The following is a 20,757-nucleotide window of genomic DNA, read 5'->3' as shown; positions in this document are numbered from 1 at the left end:
TGTCACTACCGGATCAATACTCCCCAATAGTGCCGTTTGAATCTTCCCCAGGTGCTGCGGCCGCCGGTCTTCCGGGGCGCGCCCCGGAAGACCGGCGGCGCGTCATCGCCGATACTCCTTCCGATGGTCGGAAGGGAGATTTTGGTGATCAAGCTGAGGGAGACGATCATGATCCTGGATCTGCATCAGCAGGGGCTGACGGTGTCGGCTATTTCCAGACAAACTGGCATCGATCGCAAGACGGTGCGCAAATACATTGAACGAGGCCTCAAGGCTCCGGCCTATGGTCCAAGAAAGCCTCGCGCGACGGTCATCGACCCGTTCGCTTCTTACTTGCGGGAGCGGATCAAATCCTATCCCGGCCTGACCGGCAGCCGATTGTTTCGAGAACTGCGGGAGCGAGGCTATAGCGGCGGCTACACGGCTGTGACGGATTTTCTCCGCGATGTGCGCCCTGCTGCAAGTCAGGGCTTTGAAGTTCGTTTCGAGACGCCGCCTGGTGAGCAGGCCCAGGTCGACTTCGCCCAGTTCCATGTCGTCTTCACCGATGAACCCATGACGCCGAGGATCGTCTGGCTGTTCTCGATGGTGCTGGGGCACAGCCGTCTGATCTGGGCCCGCTTCGTCATGCATCAGAACCTGCCGACCGTTCTGCGTTGCCATATCGCGGCCTTCGAGGCTCTCGGCGGTGCTCCGCGGGAAGTGCTTTACGACCGGATGAAGACGGCCGTCATCGGCGAAGGCCAGACAGAAGGCATCGTCTATAACCGTGCCCTCATAGACCTGGCACGCCATTACGGCTTCCACCCGAAGGCCTGTAAACCCTATCGCGCCAAGACGAAGGGCAAGGTCGAGCGGCCGTTTCGCTATATCCGCGAAGACTTCTTCCTCGCCCGCTCATTCCGCAACCTGGACGACCTGAATGCTCAGCTTCGGCACTGGCTGGATACGGTCGCCAATCCAAGGAAGCATGCCACGACCCTGCGCATCGTCAATGAGGCCTTCGCCGAGGAGCGGAAGCACCTGCGACCGTTACCGCTGGCTCCGTTCAAATCCGTTCTGAAGCTGGAGCGCCGAGTATCGCGGGAAGGCATGGTCAGCGTTGGCGGCAACACCTACAGCGTTCCGGATGCGACCCGTAGCCGTATGGTCGAAGTCCATTCGCTCGCCGACGAGATCCGCATCTTCGAGAACGGCATGCTGATCGCAGCCCATCCCGTCCTGGAGGGACGCAAACAGCGCCGGGTTCAGCCCGACCATCGACGAGCACTCGCGCCGCAACATCGCTCCAGGACGCGCGACGATGCCATTGTCGTCAAGCCCGCAGGCGACACCGTGCTTCAGAGATCTCTCGCCTTCTATGACGCCGTCGGCAAAGTTCTGGCACAGGAGAACCGCCCATGAGCGCGGCCCTTGATGCCATTCCGTCCATGATCGATCGTATCCGTCATGATCTCGTCGGCCTGAAGATGCCACGTGCACTCGAAGCTCTCGACCATGTCGTTCGACGCCTCGAGCACGGTGAGCTTTCTGCGCTGGAAGCCATCGATATCCTCCTGTCCGAAGAATTGACCCTGCGTGAGAACAGCCGGATCAAGACGGCCCTGCGAATGGGCAGGCTCGGCACGATCAAGACACTCGCCGGCTTCGACTTCACCTTCCAGCCTTCGCTCGACCGAGATCGCATCTTCACCCTGGCGCAGCTCGGATTCGTCGATCGTCACGAGGCCGTCCATTTCCTTGGTCCGCCGGGAACAGGCAAAAGCCATCTCGCCACAGCGCTCGGTGTCGAAGCCGTGAAGGCCGGAAAGAGTGTGTATTTTACGACGCTCGCCGACCTCATTGGTTCGCTTGCCCGTTCCGAACGAGAAGGCAGACTGCAGGAGCGGATCCGCTTCTTCTGCAGGCCGAGCTTGCTGATTGTCGACGAGATCGGCTACCTGCCGGTCGTCCACGGCGGCGGCAATCTCTTCTTTCAGCTCGTCAATGCCCGATATGAACGGGGTGCGATGATCCTGACGTCAAACCGCGGCTTCGCAGAATGGGGCGATGTGTTCGGAGACCCCGTCGTCGCAACAGCGCTGCTCGACAGATTGCTTCACCATGCCGTCGTCGTGCAGATCGAAGGATCCAGCTACCGGCTGCGGCAGCATGCCGAGTTGATGCCAGAGCATGTCCGGTCCAAAGCCTTGATCGCACCCCCGGCGTTTGCGCCCCCTCAAAAACCACGCGGTCGGCCGCCGAAAAATCCCCAAATCTCCTTGGCGTCCACATCGGCATAATTGGGGAATTTTACTTCGGCACTTCTGGGGAAAATTCAACCGGCATTGACAGGGGCCTCCAACTACCTCATGACATTTGGACTGTTCATACCGGTCATCATTCATTCGGCGTTCGTTTTCGTGTCGAATGGCACCGGCAATACTGTCCGTGTGCGTCCGGTAACATTGGGGCAGCTCAATCCTGTTTCGCCAGTTCTTCTCCGCACGGAGGCGAGCAAGAACTTCGGCGCTAATCATCAATCGGTGCAGCCGAAACCCGGCATATTGTCGGACCCGGTTTAGCACCTGCGAATGGAGTGTTCACGTGTCAGTATCTGTCCTGATCATGACGCTAAATGAGGAAGCAAGTCTTCCGGCCTGTCTGGCATCACTGTCCTGGTGTGACGACATCGTCATTCTGGATTCCTTCAGCACCGATCAAACCCTCGAAATAGCCCGCAAGGCAGGCGTGCGGATTTATCAGCACAAATATGAAACTGAAACCAAGCAGCGCATGTACGGCCTCAAGGAAATAGAGTTCAAGCATCCGTGGGTTTACATGCCGGACGCGGACGAAATTACGCCTGATGATCTGCGCGACGAAATGCTGGCGATAGCGCGTGATCCGGATCGGCCGGAGGCGCTTTTCCGCGTCCGCTACAAGAACATGTTCATGGGACGCTGGATCAAGCACAGCAGCCTTTATCCGACATGGATAACGCGGCTGTGCCGTCCGGAGCGGGTAAGGTATGAGCGCGAGTGCCATTCACGTTGCGTGGGTGACGGTCCGACGGGACGGCTGAACTCCCACTTCATCCACTACAGTTTCAGCAAGGGACTGACTGCCTGGTTTGACAAACACAACCGGTATTCCGGTTTTGAGGCGACGGAGTCGCTGCAGATCCTGCGCGATAGAGGTATCCCATGGAAGGACTTTTTCAGTTCAGCCCCTGAAGCCCGCCGCAGAGCGCTCAAGGAACTGTCCTATCGGGTGCCGTTCCGTCCAGCGGCCCGCTTTGCCTATATGTATCTGTTGCGAGGCGGATTCCTGGATGGCTGGCAAGGCTACCATTATTGCCGGCTTCTTGCCGCTTACGAGTATATGATTGTGATCAAGATCCAGGAGCAGCGCCGCCGCGAACACGGTCTTTCGATATGACGCCGCGGCCTGCTGCCATCTCGAAGCGTCGACGCGGTGGTCTGGTTCGTCGCTGGAGGCTCGCCGCCATCCTTTTCCTGGGCCTGTTTGCCCTGTGCAGCTATCCCTTGGCCATGGTATTCGCCAACACGCTGCTGAGTGCGCGCAACCCGGCAACTCGGGCGGACATTATTGTTATTCTGGGTGGGGACGGGAATGCGCGCGCGGCGCAAGCCGCGCGCTTGTGGCAGGCCGGTATGGCGCCGAAAATTCTCGTAACCGGCGACGGGGATTGCTACTGGATACGCAATTCCCTGTTGGAATATGGCATCGATGCCGGATCAATCACGGTTGAGTGCCAGTCAAGAAACACATGGGAGAACGCACTTTTCTCCAATCCCATCTTGCAACGCATGCAGGTGCGCAAAGCTATTCTTGTCACCAGCTGGTTTCATTCCCGCCGCGCACTAAGCAGCTTCAAAACGATCGCGTTCAATATCCAGTGGCAGTCGGTTCCCGTTGAGCCGGACGCTCCCATTTGGCGGACCGCGGTCGGGCAGGGCGGCATTCAGATTTTCAAGGAGTACCCAAAGATCCTCTGGTATGTGCTGCGTTCTTCGGTGTGGAAAGATCGCAGCGAACGGGATGCCCGAACTTTTGCCGTGGGGATGCTGGCGTGAACTGGCTGTTCTTCGCCCGGTCGTATCCGGCTAAGCCGGGATGGTTGGATCGACAATCGAACGGCGGTGCAATTTTTTTAAGGGAGATAATGCGATGCAATCACGCTTTGCCGATACAGCCTTGGACACATCAGGAGAGCCATTGCCTCGCCTCGGCGGCGCAACTTTCGCGCTGAGATACCGGCTGATGCGATTGAGCTGGACGATCTGCTGGACCCTGTTGGCCGCGTGGACCCCTTCTCCGTGCAGCCGCTGGCGCATCTGGTTGCTCAGGCGGTTTGGGGCGCGGATTCATCCGACCGCGATTGTTCGCGGCAGTGCGCGGATTTGGTGGCCCGGCAATCTTGTGATGCGACAGCATGCATCAATGGGACCGGGGGTGCTTTGTTACAATGTCGCCGAAATAACGATCGGGGATTTTGCGATCGTCTCGCAGCGTGCCCATTTATGTACCGGCACCCATGACGTCGATGACGGTGATTTTCCGCTGACCAGCCGTTCCATCATCATCGAGGCGAACGCCTGGGTGGCTGCAGAGGCCTTTGTCGGCCCCGGTGTCGTCATCGGGGAGGGTGCTGTCCTCGGCGCGCGAGCTGTCGCCGCGCGTGCCTTGGATCCGTGGACAATCTATGTCGGCAATCCGGCGAAGCCGGTCAGACGACGCCGTGGCGGCCCCGCGTGAATCCCGGCACGTGTCGTTTTACGAGGCCGGCAGCGTTGGACGTATGCTCCCCATATAGCCATTGATCGTCGACGCGGCGATCTGCGGCCAGGTATATTGGTCGCGAACAAGCTGTTGGCCATTTCGGCCCATAGCATGTGCCATTCCGGCATCGCTGAGAATGTCGCGAAGACCAGATGCGACGTCATCCGGTGCAAGGGTTACAACAGCTCCGGCGCGGGCCGACCGGACTTCCGGAAAATGACAGGCGTCGCTGATGACCACCGGCAATCCACACGCAAGCGCTTCGAGAATGGCGACGCTGAAGCCTTCCTGGCGACTTGGCAAGCAAAAACATGTGGCATCGACCATAGCGCGCAGCTTGTCCTTGCCATAAAGGCCGCCGACCAAATGGACGCGGTCGTTCAGGTGCAACTGGCCGACCAGATTGATGAATGCGTCCCGCGCGCCACCGTCCGGACCTGCTACCACCAGATCGACATCGGGATAGGCGCCGGCGATGCGGGCGAAAGCTGTTGCCAGGACATCCAGTCCCTTCTTGGTATGAAGCCGCGATAGAAATAAAATGACGCGTTTGTTGCCGATTAACGGAAACCGCTCCTTGAAGAACCCGTGCGAGGGAAGCTCTTCGAACTCTTCCAGAAAGACCCCGTTGGGAATGATGAGATTGGGCGATGCGAGTTCGAGCGGTTTCAGCAGTTGCGCTTCGTCTGTATTGAGCGCCAGTATGAATTTGGCGTTGTTCAGCATTGCGCGATACCCCAAAAGCAAGGCAATCCGCTTTTTGAAGGCTTTCTGTTTCATGCTCCACACATCGAGCATCCCGTGCGGTTGTACGCAATATGGAATGCCTTTGCCGTGTGCGATTTTTGCCGCCACCTTGAGCAACGGCTCCCAGACACCGTGGACATGAACGAAGGATGCCGCGTCGAGAATTGCCCGCAATTGCTTGCGGCCCTGCAGGCAAAGAAAGCGCTCTTTCATATCCGGATCTGCCAGCAAATGCCAGTTTATCGAAGCGAAATGCGGGACAGTATCTGCGGCTTTGAAAGCCCGTTTCTGTATGTCTGGCCCCCCATAACTGACGATATGAACATCGTGGCCCTGGTTGGACTGTGCCGCTGCCAAACGGATGCACCCGCCCTGTGGACCGCCGTGCACAGGATCAATGGAAGAAATGATATGAACTATACGCATATCGGAACGCTCCTGCTTGGTATCCGTTCAGCCAAAGGCTGCATGGGATGAATTTCCATACCTATCGTTCCACCGCGAATTGTTTTTGAAGACGGGGAGCCAGAACGTCCATAAGCCGCTGGCCGTAGCGCTCGACGGTGAATTCGGAAGCCCGCTCCTTTGCCTGGCTCGACATCCGGGCGCGCAATGCCGGATTTTTTGCAAGCCGCAGGAGTGCGTCGGCGATCGCCCTGCTATCCCGGATAGGAACGATGAAGCCGTCTATTCCATCCCTGACGACGCTTCCGGCGTTCTCGGTACAAATGACCGGCAAACCGGCAGCCAGCGCCTCATAGATCGCAGTGGCGGAGCCTTCACATATCGAGGGGAGAAGGAAGACGTCCGCCCACTGATATTCTTTCATCATCTCCGACCGGGGTATGATGCCGCGCAGTTCCACCGCTGCAGCCAGCTTCTGCCGGATTTCAGGCGACAGTATGGTGGGGCCGGCCATGCGGAACTGTGCGGATGGTCCAACCAGCCTTGCCGCCTCGGCCACATAGGGCGAGCCCTTGCGCAACCCCACCTCGCCGACGGTCAGCACACGCAGGGGGCCATCCGTTCGAATGGTCTTGCGATCTTCGAATTCAGAGTCGATGCCATAGGGAACGACGACGCATCGATCAGAGGGGCCACCGGAAGCGACGACGTTGCGGCGTACAAATTCGGACGGACAGATAATGATGTCCGCAAGCGCCCATTCGGCCTTCTCACGTGCGGCGAAGGTTTGCGCATAGTGGTTCACTTCATATTTCCCTGCCCAGTCGGGAAAACTGCGTTGTTCCTGTTGAACAAGTTCTTCAACGACCTGGCGCGGCGCGATCATCTGTTCCACGGCCGTCCACATTCCCTGTGCTTTGGCCGCTTGCATTTGCTCGAGCGCATCGCCGCTGAAAGCGTAGAGGCCGGCTGCTCCATGAAATCCGCTGGATGCCACCAGTTGTGAGAAATGGGTGCCGGCCCAAACGGCATGTTTTGTGTGTTCAATCACATTTGTAACTCTGAGCCGGCGGATAGCCGAGATGACACCGAATGCGGGAAAGGTAGAGGTCAGGTCTGGCGCCACACCTTTGGGCACGCGGCCGATCAAGCGCTTGAGGGATGGCAGGAGCATCGATCGGGGCACGGTGTTGATCACGCGGGGCCAGCTATCGGTCGCGCAGATGTCCGTGTAAAAATGAGCAAGCCGACCTTGCGAGGCGAGTATGCGGGGCACGGCATAATGCATTCGCGCGCCCAACTGACTGACGACAACTGTTCCACCCATCATGCTGACCTAAAAATGGTGGACCTCAACGGATCCGTACCCGGTTGCTGAAACGCAGACATGACGTCGGACCATGACTGCACTGCGTTGTCCCGCGAATAGACCGTTTCCAGCAGGTCCCGGGCGTTGCACCCCATCTGGGTGCATTGCTGGGGCGCGTTTTTCAGCTGGACGATCAGGGCCGCAAGCTTTTGACTTTCGCCGATTTCAACGGCCTCTCCGCACCGAGTTGATGCAATCACGTTAGCCACTTCCCCATCGGGCGCTCCAACGAAGAGCGTGGGGCGGCCAGCTGCCAGAATGCCGTAAAACTTGCTCGGGACAATGCAATGCTCAAGCCTGGGAATGAGCGAGACAATGTGGGCGTCGGCGGCACTCAGGCTTTCCGAAATATTTTCCGGAGGCTGCAATGGCTTGAACAGGATGTTCTTCAACTGACGCTTCTGGGCAATTTCCTCGATACGTGCCCGCTGTTGCCCGCCCCCGACCAGGAGGAACTGTATATCGCTGTCGTCTTTCAACAGGGCTGCGGCTTCAATCAGGGTGGTAAAGTCATGCGCCCGCCCAAAGTTACCGGAATAGCCAACGACGAATTTATCCTGAAGTCCCCAGTGACGTCTCAGGCCATTGTCTGATCGCGGAACCGGATAGATTTCGCTGCCATCCGACCAATGGTGCATGACACGAATCCGATCGCCGGGAATGCCGCTGCCTTGCAAATAGGACGCCATCATCTCGGTCGGACAGACAATCATGGTCGACTTGCGCATAGACCAGTTGCGCAGCATCTTGCTGATTTTCCCCGGAATGCCTTTGCTCGAAAGCATCTCCAGTTCCATGGCGACTTCGGGAAAAAGATCCATGACCCAGTTTATCATCCTGGCGTTGCGCCACAAAGCCGGCAGGGCGGTCGTCACCGACAACAATGGAGGATCCGTGCAAACGACGAACAAGTCGCCGGGGCGAAGATACCTCAGGCACCATATGAAAACCGATATGTGGAATGTCAGATAATCAACGATCCTTCCTGCCAGGTGATGGCGGCCGAACCGCGTGGCCCAAAGCCGTTTCACCGCAACGCCGGCAATCATCTCTTCCGCCGGAAGAACGACACCCGAATGGTCGTGAAGTGTGCGGCTTGCAATTGCCGTGATGTCGAAGCCGTGGTGCGCAAGCGCGGACGCCAGACTGGATACCATGCGGCTGGTGGCCGATTGATCGGGCAGGAAATAACGGTTTGCGAAAACGATTCTCATTCCGGATCCTTCCTATACCCGGGCCGCTTGTATGGCCGCAGGTAAAGCTAGAAATGGAGTTTCGCAGGTGGCGGCGCGCGCAAGCAAGATCAACAAACGCACTACAGGCGGTCCTGGCGGGGCTTAAGCCCCTACGCCTTCTGGAGAGGGTGAGGCGGACAGACGTGCATGCCGTCTTGCCATTATCGGCCGTCACATGGCGGAATCGCTGTTTTCGATCAGCATTCCTATCCCTATTCCCGAAGTGTCTATTCGATGTCGCCGCCTATACTTGGCTTCCATCCATTGCCGATGGGCGGGTTTCTCCATGATGGAATTCGGCACGGCAATGCGCTTGTCACCACACTTCAAGGACACACGGACGGGAATTGCGAATGACTGGGAAAACGGCATTGATCATTGGGGTTACGGGACAGGATGGAGCCTATCTCAGCGAGTTTCTCCTGAAAAAGGGCTATATCGTGCACGGACTGAAGCGTCGATCGTCGTCGTTCAACACGGCCCGTATCGACCACCTCTATCAGGATCCGCACGATGACGATGTCCGGTTTCATCTGCATTTCGGTGACTTGACGGACGCCACCAACCTTTGCCGGGTGGTTCAGGAAATTCAGCCTGACGAGATTTACAATCTCGGAGCGCAAAGCCATGTGCAGGTCAGCTTCGAAACGCCGGAATATACGGCCAATGCCGACGCGATGGGTACTTTGCGCCTGTTGGAGGCGATGCGCATCATGAAGATCGAAAAGACCTGCCGTTTTTATCAGGCCTCGACATCGGAGCTCTTCGGCAAAAGCATCGAGGCACCTCAGCATGAAGGCACGCCGTTTCATCCGCGCAGCCCCTATGCGGTGGCCAAGCTCTATGCCTACTGGATAACGGTCAATTATCGGGAAGCCTATGGCTTTCACGCCTCAAACGGCATCCTGTTCAACCATGAAAGTCCGATCCGCGGTGAGACGTTCGTGACCAGGAAAATCACGCGTGCCGTCGCCGCGATTGAGCGTGGATTGCAGGACAAGCTTCGTCTGGGAAACCTCGAGGCCAAGCGCGATTGGGGCCATGCACGCGACTATGTCGATGGGATGTGGCGTATTCTCCAGCAGGATGATCCCGACGATTATGTGCTTGCAACGGGTGAAACCCACACGGTGCGCGAATTCGTCGAACGAGCGTTTTCAACCGTGGGAAAATCCATTGAATGGAGCGGTACCGGCGTTGATGAAATCGGCTACGACCGCAAGAGCGGCAAGGAGATCATCGAGATCGATCCGCGCTATTTCAGGCCGGCGGAAGTTGACCTGCTGTTGGGGAACCCGGAAAAGGCCCGCATCAAGCTGGGCTGGAGCCACACGACCGCTTTTGAAGATCTCGTATCGGAAATGGTAGAATCGGATATGCGGACCATCATGCGGGAAGAAAGCCGCAATGACTTCTATGGTTGAGGCGTCCCGGCACAGTTTCGCGCTTCGGGGCAAACGGGTCTGGGTTGCCGGACATACCGGCATGGTCGGATCCGCTCTGGTGCGGCGGCTGAGACGGGAAGAGTGCCGCCTCATCACGATCGATCACAACAAGCTCGATTTGACGCGTCAGCGCGAGACAGAGGAATGGATGGCGGTTGCGCGGCCGGACGTCATTTTCATCGCTGCGGCGCGCGTGGGCGGAATCCTGGCGAACGCCCATCATCCCGCAGATTTCCTCTACGAGAATACCATGATCGCCATGAACATCATGCATGCAGCGCACCGGCTTGATGTGGAGAAACTCCTATGGCTTGGGTCCAGCTGCATTTATCCGAAATATGCTGACCAGCCCATCGAAGAGCAGGCATTGCTGACGGGAAGCCTTGAGCCGACGAATGAGGCTTATGCGATTGCCAAGATCGCGGGACTGAAACTCGCGGAGGCTTATGCGCGTCAATACGGACAGTGCTTCATTACAGCCATGCCAACCAATCTCTACGGGCAGAATGATAATTTCGATCTGCAACAGGCTCATGTTCTGCCGGCGTTGATACGAAAAATGCATGAGGCCAAGGAGATGGGCAGCCCCAGAGCTGTCGTTTGGGGCACGGGAATGCCCAGGCGCGAATTTCTCCACGTGGATGATCTTGCGGATGCCTGCGTCTTTCTGATGAAAAACTATGCCTCGGCCAGCCACATCAATATCGGTTCCGGTGCGGAGATTTCCATCCACGACCTAGCGCTCCTGATCGCCAGGATCGTGGGTTATCGTGGTTGCGTGGATTTCGATACGTCGAAGCCGGATGGGGCGCCGCGAAAGCTGCTGGATTCGTCGCATATGGAGGCTATGGGATGGCATGCCCGTATCGAGCTGGAGGCCGGTATTCGCGATCTCTACAGCCGCTGGCGGGCGTCGTTGGCGCCTTCAAACGGGTTGGCGCAGACGGGATCCTGATGAACGCGGGCGTTGGAATACGCCCTGGCGGAAGGCTCTGACTACAAGACACGCACGGTCAATTGACAGCCTTGGGTACGACCGCTTTGGGAAGTTCAAGTTGCGCACGCAGAATATCTCCGGCCCTGATCTCATCATGTTCCGACAAGGCCGTTTCCTGATAGTTTCCGTCCACCACCCGAACCACCGTGAAGGTCAGCTTGACTGTTTCCTCGCGTGACGTCACGCGCTGGGCCGCGGCGCCGATTTCACCCATGGATTGTGCGATGAACGCAATTTTTTTGCGCAGTCTCATGATGTCGAGATCAATGTCCCGCAAGTCTTTGGCCGCATCATTGGACCGAGAATCGTTCAGGGCGAGCAGGCGCTGCTGGATCGCGTTCTCATTCTGCTTCGCGCGTGCCAGGAACGAGCCGAATTCGAGCGCATCCCGGCGCATTGCCGAAAGCTGGCGCTGGGTATCGCGCAGTGTTGATTGTGCGGTAAGGCCTTTGTCCACCAGACTCTGGGATGCCTTTACATTTTGCTCGAGAAGCGAAATTTCCTCGTTGCGCAACTTTGTGCTTTCTTCCAGCGTGGTGATTTCTTCGGCATAGTTCTGCTTCTGGGCCTCAAGCGCGGTTGCTTCGCTTTGCAGGGCGGAAAGCCGAAGATCGAAAAGTTTTCGCTCGGAATCGACGATCCGCTGCCGCTCGGCCTTGTCATCGATCGCATCGAGGCTCGCTGTCAGATCATAGTCAAACTGCTTTCCATTCAATTCGGCTTCGAGACGCACCCGCTTCACGTCCTGCGCAAAGAGTTGCAGTGAGGTGTCGGTATATTCCTGCCGTGCTGCAACCAGTTGGATGCCCGCGGTGTCCAGCTTGTCAGCGGCCTGCCGCGAACCTCCGCTCAACGCAAACAATTCCAGGGCAATCATTCCCGGCCGGTATTCATATTTTCCAGGTTTCTGCACATCGCCGATGACAAAGACCGGTGCGTATTCCTTCACGGCAACAGAAACGGAAAGACCGGGTATGTGCTGTAGAAGCGATTGTGTGATGGTTTGCCCGATTTCGGTGATCGTATGATCGGCAACGGCTATATTGCCAAGAATGGGATAGGCAATTGTTCCATCGACGCTGACAGGAAAGGTACCTGTCAATCCGGCATCTCCATAGACCGTTATGAGCAGGACATCTCCCGAAACGATCTTGTACGGCTCCGGATTTGCTTGGGCAGGCGCGGCCGCCAGGGAAAGCAAGAGCGTTGACGATACGGTTCCCGCTATCAGGAGACTGCTCACCCGCGATAGCAGAGATGCCGGGCTTTTCCTTCGTCCTTTGAGCATTTTCGCCCTCATACCTTGGCCGCTGAAGAGCGGAGTTTCTTATAGCCAGCGATTTCCAGCGTGAAGCGCTTCGGTGTGGCGGGTGCTGGCGGCTGGTGATCGGGGGGAGAGGCATCCTTTATGCTTGGGTCGCTGTTGATGACAATGCCGTTCAGTTTTCGTCCGTCGGCACTGAGCATCTTCACGGCGTTGAGAATGTCGTCCATGTTGGTCCGTTCGCATTGTGCGACAAGGATTGTGGTATCGGCCAGCGAGGCCACACGAATTGCATCCGCACCCAGACAAACTGCTGGAGTATCGATGAGCACGACGTCATATTGATGCTTCAGGGCATTGATCACCTTGGCAAATTGCTCGTGTCCCAACAGGAACTCAGCTGGAACGGAACAGACTTGCGTTGCCACAAAGTCGATCGACGAGAATACATCGTGCTGAATAACGGCTTCCAGCGTGTGCCTGCCCCTGATCACATCCTCCAGATAGGGTCCGAACTGATCGCCGAATTCCTGTCCAACCATGGGTGCGGTGAAATTGGCGTCGATAATGACGGTACGAACACCTGTTGCGGCCAATGACCGGGCCAGTCCGGCGATAATGAACGTTTTGCCCTCCTGGGTCCCGGCTGATGTGACAGCGATGGCACGGGCCATTTTTTGAGGTGAAGACAGAAGAAGATGGGCCTGCAAATCCGCAATCGCGCGCGCAAAGCCGTAGCGCCCTTCGCTGACAATGAGTGCAGCATTCTTGCGCTCGCGGCTGGACAATTTGGGGATCCGGCCGATGATGGGGGTTTTGGTCGCATTTTCGAGCGCTTGCGCCGACCGGATTGACTTGTCCCTCATTTCAAGAAGGAAGGACGCGCATATGCCCAGGAATGTACCGCCAATCATACCAAGTGCCATCCACCGCGAAAGGTGGGGGCTTGCTCTCGATCGTGCTGGGACGGCACGTGAGATCATGCGGGCTTCGGCCGTTGCTATGCCGTCCTGTTCAATGGTTTGCTTGTACCTGGTCAGGTAGCTCTCGTAGATCGCGCGGTTTGCGCTCGCCTCGCGGTCGAGCTGGTCAGCGTGCACGAGGGCTTGGTTTGCGGCGGACATGCCTTCTTGCATTTCCCTGAGATTCGCTTCCACTGCCACCTGCTGACGATGCGTGACATTGATCTCGTTCCTCAAACTGTCGATAACCTGCTGCACTTCTCCGGCAATCTGGCTCTTCAACGAGGCAAGTTGCGAGTTCAACTGAGGCAGCTGCACACTTTGCGTGGCGCCGCTTTCGCTGATTTCCTGGAGAGACCGCTCGACCCGCGACTGCTCGGCACGCAACTGCTGAATAGCCGGCGAGCCGAGAATTTCAGACAATGCAACGCCAGCTTTGTTGTTCGACGCGTCGATTGCGGTGGAAAGACGCGCTTCTGCTCCTGCGAGCTTCGCCCGCAAATTGGCAAGTTCCGTGTTGAGGGCAGCAATCTGCTGCGATTGGAGGGTCATGCCATTGGCTTTGACAAGACCTGATTTCTCACGGAAGTCCGCGGCTGCCCGCTCCGATTGTTCAAGTGTCGCGCGCAGGCTGACAAGTTTTCCGCCAAGCCAGTCGCTCACACGCCGGGTCGCGGATGTTTGCAGATCGACCTGATAGTCAAGGTAGGCTTCGCCAAAGGCATTGGCCACTGCAGCTGAATATTGTGGGTTGTCTGCCCTGTAACTGATGTAGATGGTGTATGATCTGCCGTCATTCACGACGCTGACGTTGGAGACCAACTTGTCAATCCGGCTGCGATTGCGGTCCTCGTCCGATTGCGCCGGCAAGGGGCTGATCTGATCCGGGCCAGCTGTATTTGCCGGCGGTTGCCGATTGGCGGGATTGATGCGTCCATCGGCATCAAAGTTCAGGCTATCGAGCCGGGTCAGCACTTTCGCTGCCATCATGCGTGAGCTGATGATATCGAGCTCAGTGCGCAGCACCGGGCTCTCCTGCGGCAAAGGCGAGACAACAGACTCGGTTGGCAGGGCCTGCAATTTGCGAACGTCCAGAGCAAGGATTGCCTCGGACACGTATTGGGCCGGCGTCCTCATATAGGCAGCGGTTGTCAGCAAGAGGCATGCCGACAACGCCGCAAGCATTGTTTTCCGCCTCTTGAGAATAACTGAAGCAAAGCGATGGATTGCCGGCCCTGATGCGTGAGGAATGCTGTCGGAGAAAATCATTGCGTGAGTTCCTGCAAAATCGGATGGCGAACGACTGGGGTCCAGCCGGCGTCAAAACCTGGTTTCGTGTGGAATCATGTCGCCGATCTTGTAGGCCACCTCTGTCCGGTTGGTTGCACCCAGTTTCTTCATGATGTTGCGTATGTGAACCTTCACCGTGCTCTCGCACAGGTTCAGCTCATAGGCGATGATCTTGTTGGCCTTGCCCCGGCGCAGCCCCTCGGCGACAGCCGATTGCCGTGCCGTAAACGAGGTCGTTATGTGCCGGAATTCATCGCTGCGGCCACCCATCAGTTTCCTGAGAGACAGAACGCAGCTTGCAGGAACGAATTTCCCGCCGGCGATCGCCAGTTCGATAGCCTGCATGCAGATCTCAATTCCAACGGTTGTCGGAATATAACCTTGCACGCCCAGTTCGAGGGCCTTGAGAATAGTTGTCAGATCATCATTGTCCGCAACCATGACGATAGCCACCCTCTGGAACGCTTCGACCAGTTCGCATATTTCTGCGGAGAGATCGCCGTCGCTCAGATTGCGGTTTCCCGTGTTGACGAGTACGGCGCGCAGCCCAGCAGGATTGTTGATGGAAGCTTGCCATTCTTGCAGCGAGCCGCAGGTTTTGACCTTCAAACCCATGTGATGGGCGGCTAAGGCCTGGGCCAGACACTCCCTCTCAAGGGCACGGCGGTCAATGATAAGCAAATAGTCGTTGGTAGAATACTTTTGGAATTTGTTTTCGTTGGCACTTGTTGTGTAAGATGAGTTATCAGTGATTTCTATAATTTTATGAATATCCTCATCTACCAGTTCGTCTAGAGTATGGTTACCATGCATGTTTTCCATAATTTATCCCCAAGTTTGATGCTTTTTTGCATGTTTGTTTGTCATGAACGGATTGTTCCGCTCAATTGCACTTCTTTTGGCAATATCAATTTACGCCTTCCATGGAGGAAAGTCTTTAATCCCACGCGTAGTCCTTTGGATGGGAAGCAAGCAGGCAATTATGAAATGACTAATCCATTAGTATAATTAAAATAGAGGGGTAAACCGGTCAAAATAGAACGGGCGTATTACTGGCTTTAGCACGGGATTTAGCCCTGCGTTCTAGACCGCGCAGACGTTATGAAACGATGGTTCCGAATCGGGGCGAACAACGTTTGCTCTGTTTCGCTTGAGTCGCTGCGTACGGCGGTCGGAAGCAGGTCACCCCATCGCCGGATAATTCGGCTGCAACCAGGCAAGGCGGTTTGCCCTATTGACCGGTGCCCATGCTGATCACCAGTTTCCGGGCTGTGAAAGCTTCTGCAAATCTGCCCGGTGCCCGGCATTCAATGCCTCTGAGGCGCGCAAGACCGCGGAATGTATCCGCGTCGAACCAGTCTTTGGATCGCTGCGTTCCGAAGTGTTTCAGAAGGAGTTCCGTTTTGCGCTGCATGATCTCTTCGGTCAGGGGAACGTAGACATTGCGCTCGGTCAGGTCACCGTCCCATTTGGGAATCTCATATTCCAGCACCAGATGGTCCCGGAATACGTTTGTGGTGAGCTGGTTGATCGCGCGATGGTCCTGATGTGCATCATGGCGCGCGTGGGTGAAAATAATGTCAGGCGAGACGCGGTCGCGCAACGCGTTGAGCCACGCCTTCAACTCGCGCGTTTGACTTGGAAAGTAACTGTCTTCGAACTGGGCGATCTCTACATGCGTTGATGATGCGCCGGCAAGAAATGCATCGGCTGATGCGCGCGCTTCCATGGCCCGGTCACCCGGGCTGCTCATCACGCACCAGTGAACGTCAAGCAAGGCGCCGCCCGAAATCATGTGCAGGATTGTACCGCCCGCACCAATCTCGATGTCGTCGGAATGGGCGCCGAGGCATAATACCGACAGCCGTTGCCCGTGGTAGGCAAAGGGCAATGACCTCATAAAACTTTGACCTTTGACGCCCTGGAGTTACTGCGGGCGGGTGCATGGGCCATCCATGGCATTTCGCCTCTTTCCACCATCTCCTGCAGTGCCTGCCAGTCACGAAGCGTATCCATGGAGCGCCAGAAACCCTCATGCTTGTAAGCCATGAGCATGTTATCCTTGATAAGCCTGCTGAAAGGCTCAAGCACCAGTTCTTCGGACTCGCGCATGTAATCAAATATTTCACTGCGCATGAGAAAATATCCGCCATTGATCCAGATGTCCGAACGGTCGGAGGATCGAAACTCGCAAACGCGGCCGTCATCGGCAATATCCGCAAGATGGTAGGTAAGGGGCGGGCGCACGGCAAGAAAACAGGCGATCTTGCCGCTCGCCTCGAATTTTTCGATCATGTCGTCAAGATCGACATTGGTGAGCCCATCGCTGTAATTGGCGAGAAAGACGCGTTCGCCGCGCAACTGATCGCGCACTGCCCAAAGACGCTCGCCGATGTTGCGCCATATGCCGGTATCAATCAGGGATATGCGCCAGTCCTTCTGGGATTCACCCAGAACCTCGACAGTCCCGTCGCCGCTGACGACGCAATCGGCAAAGGTCTGCGGTCTGCTGTTGAGAAAGAAATCCTTGATGACATTCGCCTTGTAACCCAGACAAAGAATAAAGTCCTCATGTCCATAGTCGGCATAATACTGCATCACGTGGCGCAATATGGGTTGGGAACCGAGTGGAATCATGGGTTTGGGTACGTTTTCCGAGTACTCGCGAATACGGGTACCCATACCGCCGCAGAACAGAACCACTTTCATAGCTCGTCACCTCTCGGATCAACAATGTCGACACCCGGAATGGGTACGACGAATTTGGCACCCCATTCGCGAACATGATGCATTTGCTTCACGATTTCGTCCTTGAGGTTCCAGGGAAGAATGAGGATGTAGTCAGGCTTGAGCCGGTCAATCGCCTCCACAGGCTCAATCGGGATATGCATCCCGGGTGTATAACGGCCGTGCTTATAGGGGTTGCGGTCCACCGTGAAATCGAGGAAGTCAGGCCCGATGCCGCAATAGTTGAGCAGGGTGTTGCCCTTGCCGGGCGCGCCATATCCGCAAATCGTCTTGCCTTCAGTTTTGGCCGCTATGAGAAATGTCAGGAGATCGCGCTTGACCTTGCGGGCGCGGCTGGCGAAGGCGGTGTAGGTGGCAAGCTGATCAAGATGCGCGTTTATCTCATCCTGCCTGATCCGGGCGACGCTTTCCCGCACTAGCCATGTGCTGGCGGCGTGGGTAAGGTACACCCGCAGCGATCCCCCGTGGGTCGTCAGCTCTTCCACATCGATGAGTTTGAGGTGATGTCTTTTTGCCAGATGTTCGATGGTCAGCAGCGAGAAATAGGAGAAATGTTCGTGATAGATCGTGTCGAACTGACCTTGCGACATCAATTTCTCAAGATGCGGAAATTCAAGGGTTATAACGCCTTGCGGTTTCAGCAGCGTGACCATGCCGGCGACGAAATCATTGAGATCCGGAACCTGCGCCAGGACATTGTTCCCGACGATGAGGTCAGCCTGTAGGCCTTCCGAGACCAGTTGTTGGGCACAGGCCTCCCCAAAGAATTCCACGCGCGTGGATACGCCTTTTTCGATCGCGACCTTGGCGACATTTGCCGCCGGTTCTATGCCGAGCGCCGGAATTTTCATCGGGATGAAATGCTGCAGGAGATATCCGTCATTGCTGGCGAGCTCGACAACAAGGCTTTGCGTATCGAGCTGCAAACGCTTTGCTATCTGATGGCAGTAGGTTTTCGCATGTTCGACCCAACTGGTCGAATAGGACGAGAAATAAGCATATTCCTCGAAGATGGCCTGCGGGGTGACATATTCGTTCAGTTGCACAAGCAGACATTCCTCACAAACGAAGGCGTGCAGCGGATAATAGGGTTCCATATCATCCAGCCGGTCGCGGGCAACGAAACTCTCGCACGGCGGCGACATACCCAGATCAACGAATGTATGCCTGAGCGGCGCGCTGCAAAGGCGGCAGAAATGGGTTCTGCTGCCTGATTGGTTCGCCAGGGAAAACGTGTTCGCCAGTAAATTCATACCTTCGCTCCCGATGAATTGTCGGTGTCCTGGATGCGGGGGATGACTGTTTTCCCCAGTCTGAATCTATGGCCTCACGTGATGGTAGGCGACCTGCCAATGCGATCAAACGGATCATCCGAACGGATGACCCGCGAAAGCGGCGTTCCGTCAAACGGTGTGCTTTGAAACGGCACCGCAGCGAAACGGGCGGGATGGTGCCGCAGACAACCTCAAGTACAGTTTTCGCTACCTCTATTGGAGAGTTTCATTCCTGCCGGGGCTCTGACAAGATTGTGCCTATCATTGGCAGATCGTCGTGGACGAGGCGGGATCAGATGCGGTTCACCGAGACAGAACTGAGCGGAGCATGGCTTATCGAGACGCTTCCCCACCACGACACGCGGGGATCGTTTGCGCGGACCTTCTGCGCGCAGGAGTTCCGCGAACATGGGCTTGCCTCCGAGTTCGTTCAGCATAGCGCCTCGCATTCACTGACAATGCATACAATGCGCGGCATGCATTTCCAGAAGGCGCCCCATGCGGAGGTCAAGCTGGTTTCATGCATAAAGGGTGCAATATGGGACGTCATCATTGATCTGCGACCGGATTCGCCGAACTACCGGCGTTATGCCGGATTTGACCTGTCGGAGGGCAACCATTGCCAGCTCTATATACCCAAGGGCTTTGCGCACGGATTCCAAACCCTGAGCGATGATGCCGTGGTGTCCTATCTGATTTCAGAATTTTACCATCCAGCTGCTGCTGACGGCGTGCGTTTTGATGACCCTGCCTTTGCGATCGATTGGCCGGCGCCCCCCGCAGTTCTTTCCGACAAGGACCGGTCCTGGCCGCTCCTGGGCGAGCAGCTTTGAGTTAAAGCCCCAACACATGGATGTGGCAAAGGATATAGGAGCCTGTCCGGCCCCAACCACGCTCATCCCATCACGCCTGCGGCAGCGCCCCGCCGAGCAGACCCTTTTCCAGCAATAATTGTGCGGCGCGGAAAATATCCGGATAGGGCAGGCGGGAACGCAGCGACATGTCGAGAAGGCTGTGATTTCCGTCTGCGAGGTTGAGAACCCAGAGAAAGGCCATCGAGGTCTGTACGGCCGATTTGTCACCGCCCAGCGAGGCGTAGAGGCCGCGCCTGCCCAGTTGCGGTTCGCCCTTGGGAAAAAGGTTGACCGGGGTCCAGTTCGTTTCAATGATATCGATGACTTCGCTGATCATCTGGTAGGAAAGCGCAAGGTTTTCGGGTGTAATGAGCGCCATATTGTCCGCTGAGGTATGATATTCAGGGAAGGTTCCAAAACCGCTGCGCTGGAACAGACCGACGGGAAGGTTGAATCCCGGGGAGCAATATTGGCGTTCGTCATATCCATAGGGACTGAAGTCCTGCATGATTGCCTGTCGATTGCCGCAGCACAGGACGCTTTCCATTGCCCGATCGATAATGGCGTTGCCTTGACGGCTGCGCTTGTAGGTGGGGCCGCCGCCGTCCCCGACACACGACACGACCAGGCCGTGATCGATGCGTGCAACCTTGTCTTCGTTGCGGGCAAGCCAGGTCAGCGCGCCGATCGTTCCCGGCGCAAAGAGGAAGCGATAATTGTAGCGTGTCTTGCGGGACTGCAAACTCTTGCCGAGCAGGGTCAAGAGGGCGAGGCCGGAACAATTGTCATTGGCAAGCGAGGGATGACAGATATGGGCGGAAAACAGCACATCTCTGTCGGTGGTACCCTTGTGGAGGTATTCACCATAGGTGAGATGACCGTCAGTCTTTTCAGCGTCAATCAGGACTTCGTATTCGCCGTCCGCGAGCGCAAGAAGGGCATTGTGGCTTGTACACAGACCCCATTGCTCGCTGTAGTATGAGGTTCGATACGGGATCAGGTCGGGCTGATCGGGTAGTGTGTGGATATGGGGTCTGAGTTCGCTCAGTTGCATGATACGGTGAATGGGGTTGCTGTAGCTGACTACATGCAGATTGGATTTGGCGAGATCGATGCGCTTGCGGCCGGAACCATCCTTGATGTAGGCATCGCGGATATTCCATTCGGACGGTACTACCCAGTCGAACACCGGGGTTCCCGTGGGGACTTCGTGCACGACCATATCGATTTGCTGGCCCAGAATGGCCAAGGTGTCACGGACGCCGTCGCCCGTGATGCTGCGACATATAGGAAACAGACGGGCGGCCAGGGTGTGAATGGAAAGGCCGATGTCTGTCGTTGTTCCAACGGAGGACTTTGTCCGGTCGGGCGCATTTACCATG

At 56.6% G+C, this 20,757-nt stretch carries 18 protein-coding genes; 8 read left to right on the top strand and 10 right to left on the bottom strand.

Annotation, left to right across the window (positions count from 1 at the left end; genetic code table 11):
- Positions 1 to 144: 144 nt before the first annotated feature.
- From istA to AC1Q5O_RS19700, 5 genes are all read left to right on the top strand, one after another.
- On the top strand, positions 145 to 1,404 hold the full coding sequence (gene istA / locus AC1Q5O_RS19720; protein ID WP_492565279.1) for an IS21 family transposase: 1,260 nt from the start codon (positions 145 to 147) through the stop codon (positions 1,402 to 1,404).
- Positions 1,401 to 2,282 (top strand): IS21-like element ISRel3 family helper ATPase IstB, encoded by an 882-nt coding sequence (istB, locus tag AC1Q5O_RS19715; protein WP_492565277.1) that lies wholly within the window; start codon positions 1,401 to 1,403, stop codon positions 2,280 to 2,282. Before istA ends, istB begins: the two co-directional genes overlap by 4 nt.
- Positions 2,283 to 2,586: 304 nt before the next feature.
- Entirely contained in the window at positions 2,587 to 3,420 is an 834-nt protein-coding gene (locus AC1Q5O_RS19710; protein ID WP_492565275.1) for a glycosyltransferase family 2 protein, read from the top strand.
- Entirely contained in the window at positions 3,417 to 4,079 is a 663-nt protein-coding gene (locus tag AC1Q5O_RS19705) for a YdcF family protein (RefSeq protein WP_492565272.1), read from the top strand. Before AC1Q5O_RS19710 ends, AC1Q5O_RS19705 begins: the two co-directional genes overlap by 4 nt.
- Positions 4,080 to 4,173: 94 nt before the next feature.
- Positions 4,174 to 4,761 (top strand): LbetaH domain-containing protein, encoded by a 588-nt coding sequence (locus AC1Q5O_RS19700; protein WP_492565270.1) that lies wholly within the window; start codon positions 4,174 to 4,176, stop codon positions 4,759 to 4,761.
- 18 nt (positions 4,762 to 4,779) lie between these two features.
- On the opposite strand, the gene AC1Q5O_RS19695 is transcribed toward AC1Q5O_RS19700, so the two are convergent.
- From AC1Q5O_RS19695 to AC1Q5O_RS19685, 3 genes are all read right to left on the bottom strand, one after another.
- Positions 4,780 to 5,958: a glycosyltransferase gene (locus AC1Q5O_RS19695; RefSeq protein ID WP_492565268.1), complete on the bottom strand. Its 1,179-nt coding sequence runs from the start codon at positions 5,956 to 5,958 to the stop codon at positions 4,780 to 4,782.
- 61 nt (positions 5,959 to 6,019) lie between these two features.
- Positions 6,020 to 7,264 (bottom strand): glycosyltransferase family 4 protein, encoded by a 1,245-nt coding sequence (locus AC1Q5O_RS19690; protein ID WP_492565266.1) that lies wholly within the window; start codon positions 7,262 to 7,264, stop codon positions 6,020 to 6,022.
- On the bottom strand, positions 7,264 to 8,463 hold the full coding sequence (locus AC1Q5O_RS19685) for a glycosyltransferase family 4 protein (RefSeq protein WP_492565315.1): 1,200 nt from the start codon (positions 8,461 to 8,463) through the stop codon (positions 7,264 to 7,266). The genes AC1Q5O_RS19690 and AC1Q5O_RS19685 overlap by 1 nt, the downstream gene beginning before the upstream one ends.
- 431 nt (positions 8,464 to 8,894) lie before the next feature.
- Between AC1Q5O_RS19685 and gmd the strand changes: the two genes are divergently transcribed.
- Both gmd and AC1Q5O_RS19675 read left to right on the top strand, forming a co-directional pair.
- A complete protein-coding gene (gene gmd / locus AC1Q5O_RS19680) occupies positions 8,895 to 9,965 on the top strand; it encodes a GDP-mannose 4,6-dehydratase (RefSeq protein ID WP_223615298.1) in 1,071 nt (356 codons plus the stop codon).
- Positions 9,949 to 10,941 (top strand): GDP-L-fucose synthase family protein, encoded by a 993-nt coding sequence (locus AC1Q5O_RS19675; protein WP_492565263.1) that lies wholly within the window; start codon positions 9,949 to 9,951, stop codon positions 10,939 to 10,941. Before gmd ends, AC1Q5O_RS19675 begins: the two co-directional genes overlap by 17 nt.
- A gap of 58 nt (positions 10,942 to 10,999) precedes the next feature.
- On the opposite strand, the gene AC1Q5O_RS19670 is transcribed toward AC1Q5O_RS19675, so the two are convergent.
- From AC1Q5O_RS19670 to AC1Q5O_RS19645, 6 genes are all read right to left on the bottom strand, one after another.
- Positions 11,000 to 12,271, bottom strand: a complete 1,272-nt coding sequence (locus tag AC1Q5O_RS19670; RefSeq protein ID WP_492565261.1) for a polysaccharide biosynthesis/export family protein — start codon at positions 12,269 to 12,271, stop codon at positions 11,000 to 11,002.
- 8 nt (positions 12,272 to 12,279) lie between these two features.
- On the bottom strand, positions 12,280 to 14,478 hold the full coding sequence (locus AC1Q5O_RS19665; RefSeq protein ID WP_492565259.1) for a GumC family protein: 2,199 nt from the start codon (positions 14,476 to 14,478) through the stop codon (positions 12,280 to 12,282).
- 51 nt (positions 14,479 to 14,529) lie between these two features.
- A complete protein-coding gene (locus AC1Q5O_RS19660; RefSeq protein WP_492565257.1) occupies positions 14,530 to 15,321 on the bottom strand; it encodes a LuxR C-terminal-related transcriptional regulator in 792 nt (263 codons plus the stop codon).
- 409 nt (positions 15,322 to 15,730) lie between these two features.
- Positions 15,731 to 16,399 (bottom strand): PIG-L deacetylase family protein, encoded by a 669-nt coding sequence (locus AC1Q5O_RS19655; RefSeq protein ID WP_492565255.1) that lies wholly within the window; start codon positions 16,397 to 16,399, stop codon positions 15,731 to 15,733.
- Entirely contained in the window at positions 16,396 to 17,208 is an 813-nt protein-coding gene (locus AC1Q5O_RS19650; RefSeq protein WP_464664165.1) for a glucose-1-phosphate cytidylyltransferase, read from the bottom strand. Before AC1Q5O_RS19650 ends, AC1Q5O_RS19655 begins: the two co-directional genes overlap by 4 nt.
- Positions 17,205 to 18,500, bottom strand: coding sequence for a methyltransferase domain-containing protein (locus tag AC1Q5O_RS19645; protein ID WP_492565252.1), 1,296 nt, complete (start codon positions 18,498 to 18,500; stop codon positions 17,205 to 17,207). Before AC1Q5O_RS19645 ends, AC1Q5O_RS19650 begins: the two co-directional genes overlap by 4 nt.
- Before the next feature lie 317 nt (positions 18,501 to 18,817).
- Between AC1Q5O_RS19645 and rfbC the strand changes: the two genes are divergently transcribed.
- Positions 18,818 to 19,354, top strand: coding sequence for a dTDP-4-dehydrorhamnose 3,5-epimerase (rfbC, locus tag AC1Q5O_RS19640; RefSeq protein WP_492565313.1), 537 nt, complete (start codon positions 18,818 to 18,820; stop codon positions 19,352 to 19,354).
- Between the two features lie 70 nt (positions 19,355 to 19,424).
- On the opposite strand, the gene AC1Q5O_RS19635 is transcribed toward rfbC, so the two are convergent.
- Positions 19,425 to 20,756 (bottom strand): DUF4910 domain-containing protein, encoded by a 1,332-nt coding sequence (locus AC1Q5O_RS19635; protein WP_492565251.1) that lies wholly within the window; start codon positions 20,754 to 20,756, stop codon positions 19,425 to 19,427.
- Position 20,757: the final 1 nt, after the last annotated feature.

The sequence above is a fragment of the Phyllobacterium sp. MT110 genome (genome assembly GCF_058792715.1).
Note: the sequence above shows the minus strand (reverse complement) of the source record. Positions and strands in the feature narration are given on the sequence as shown.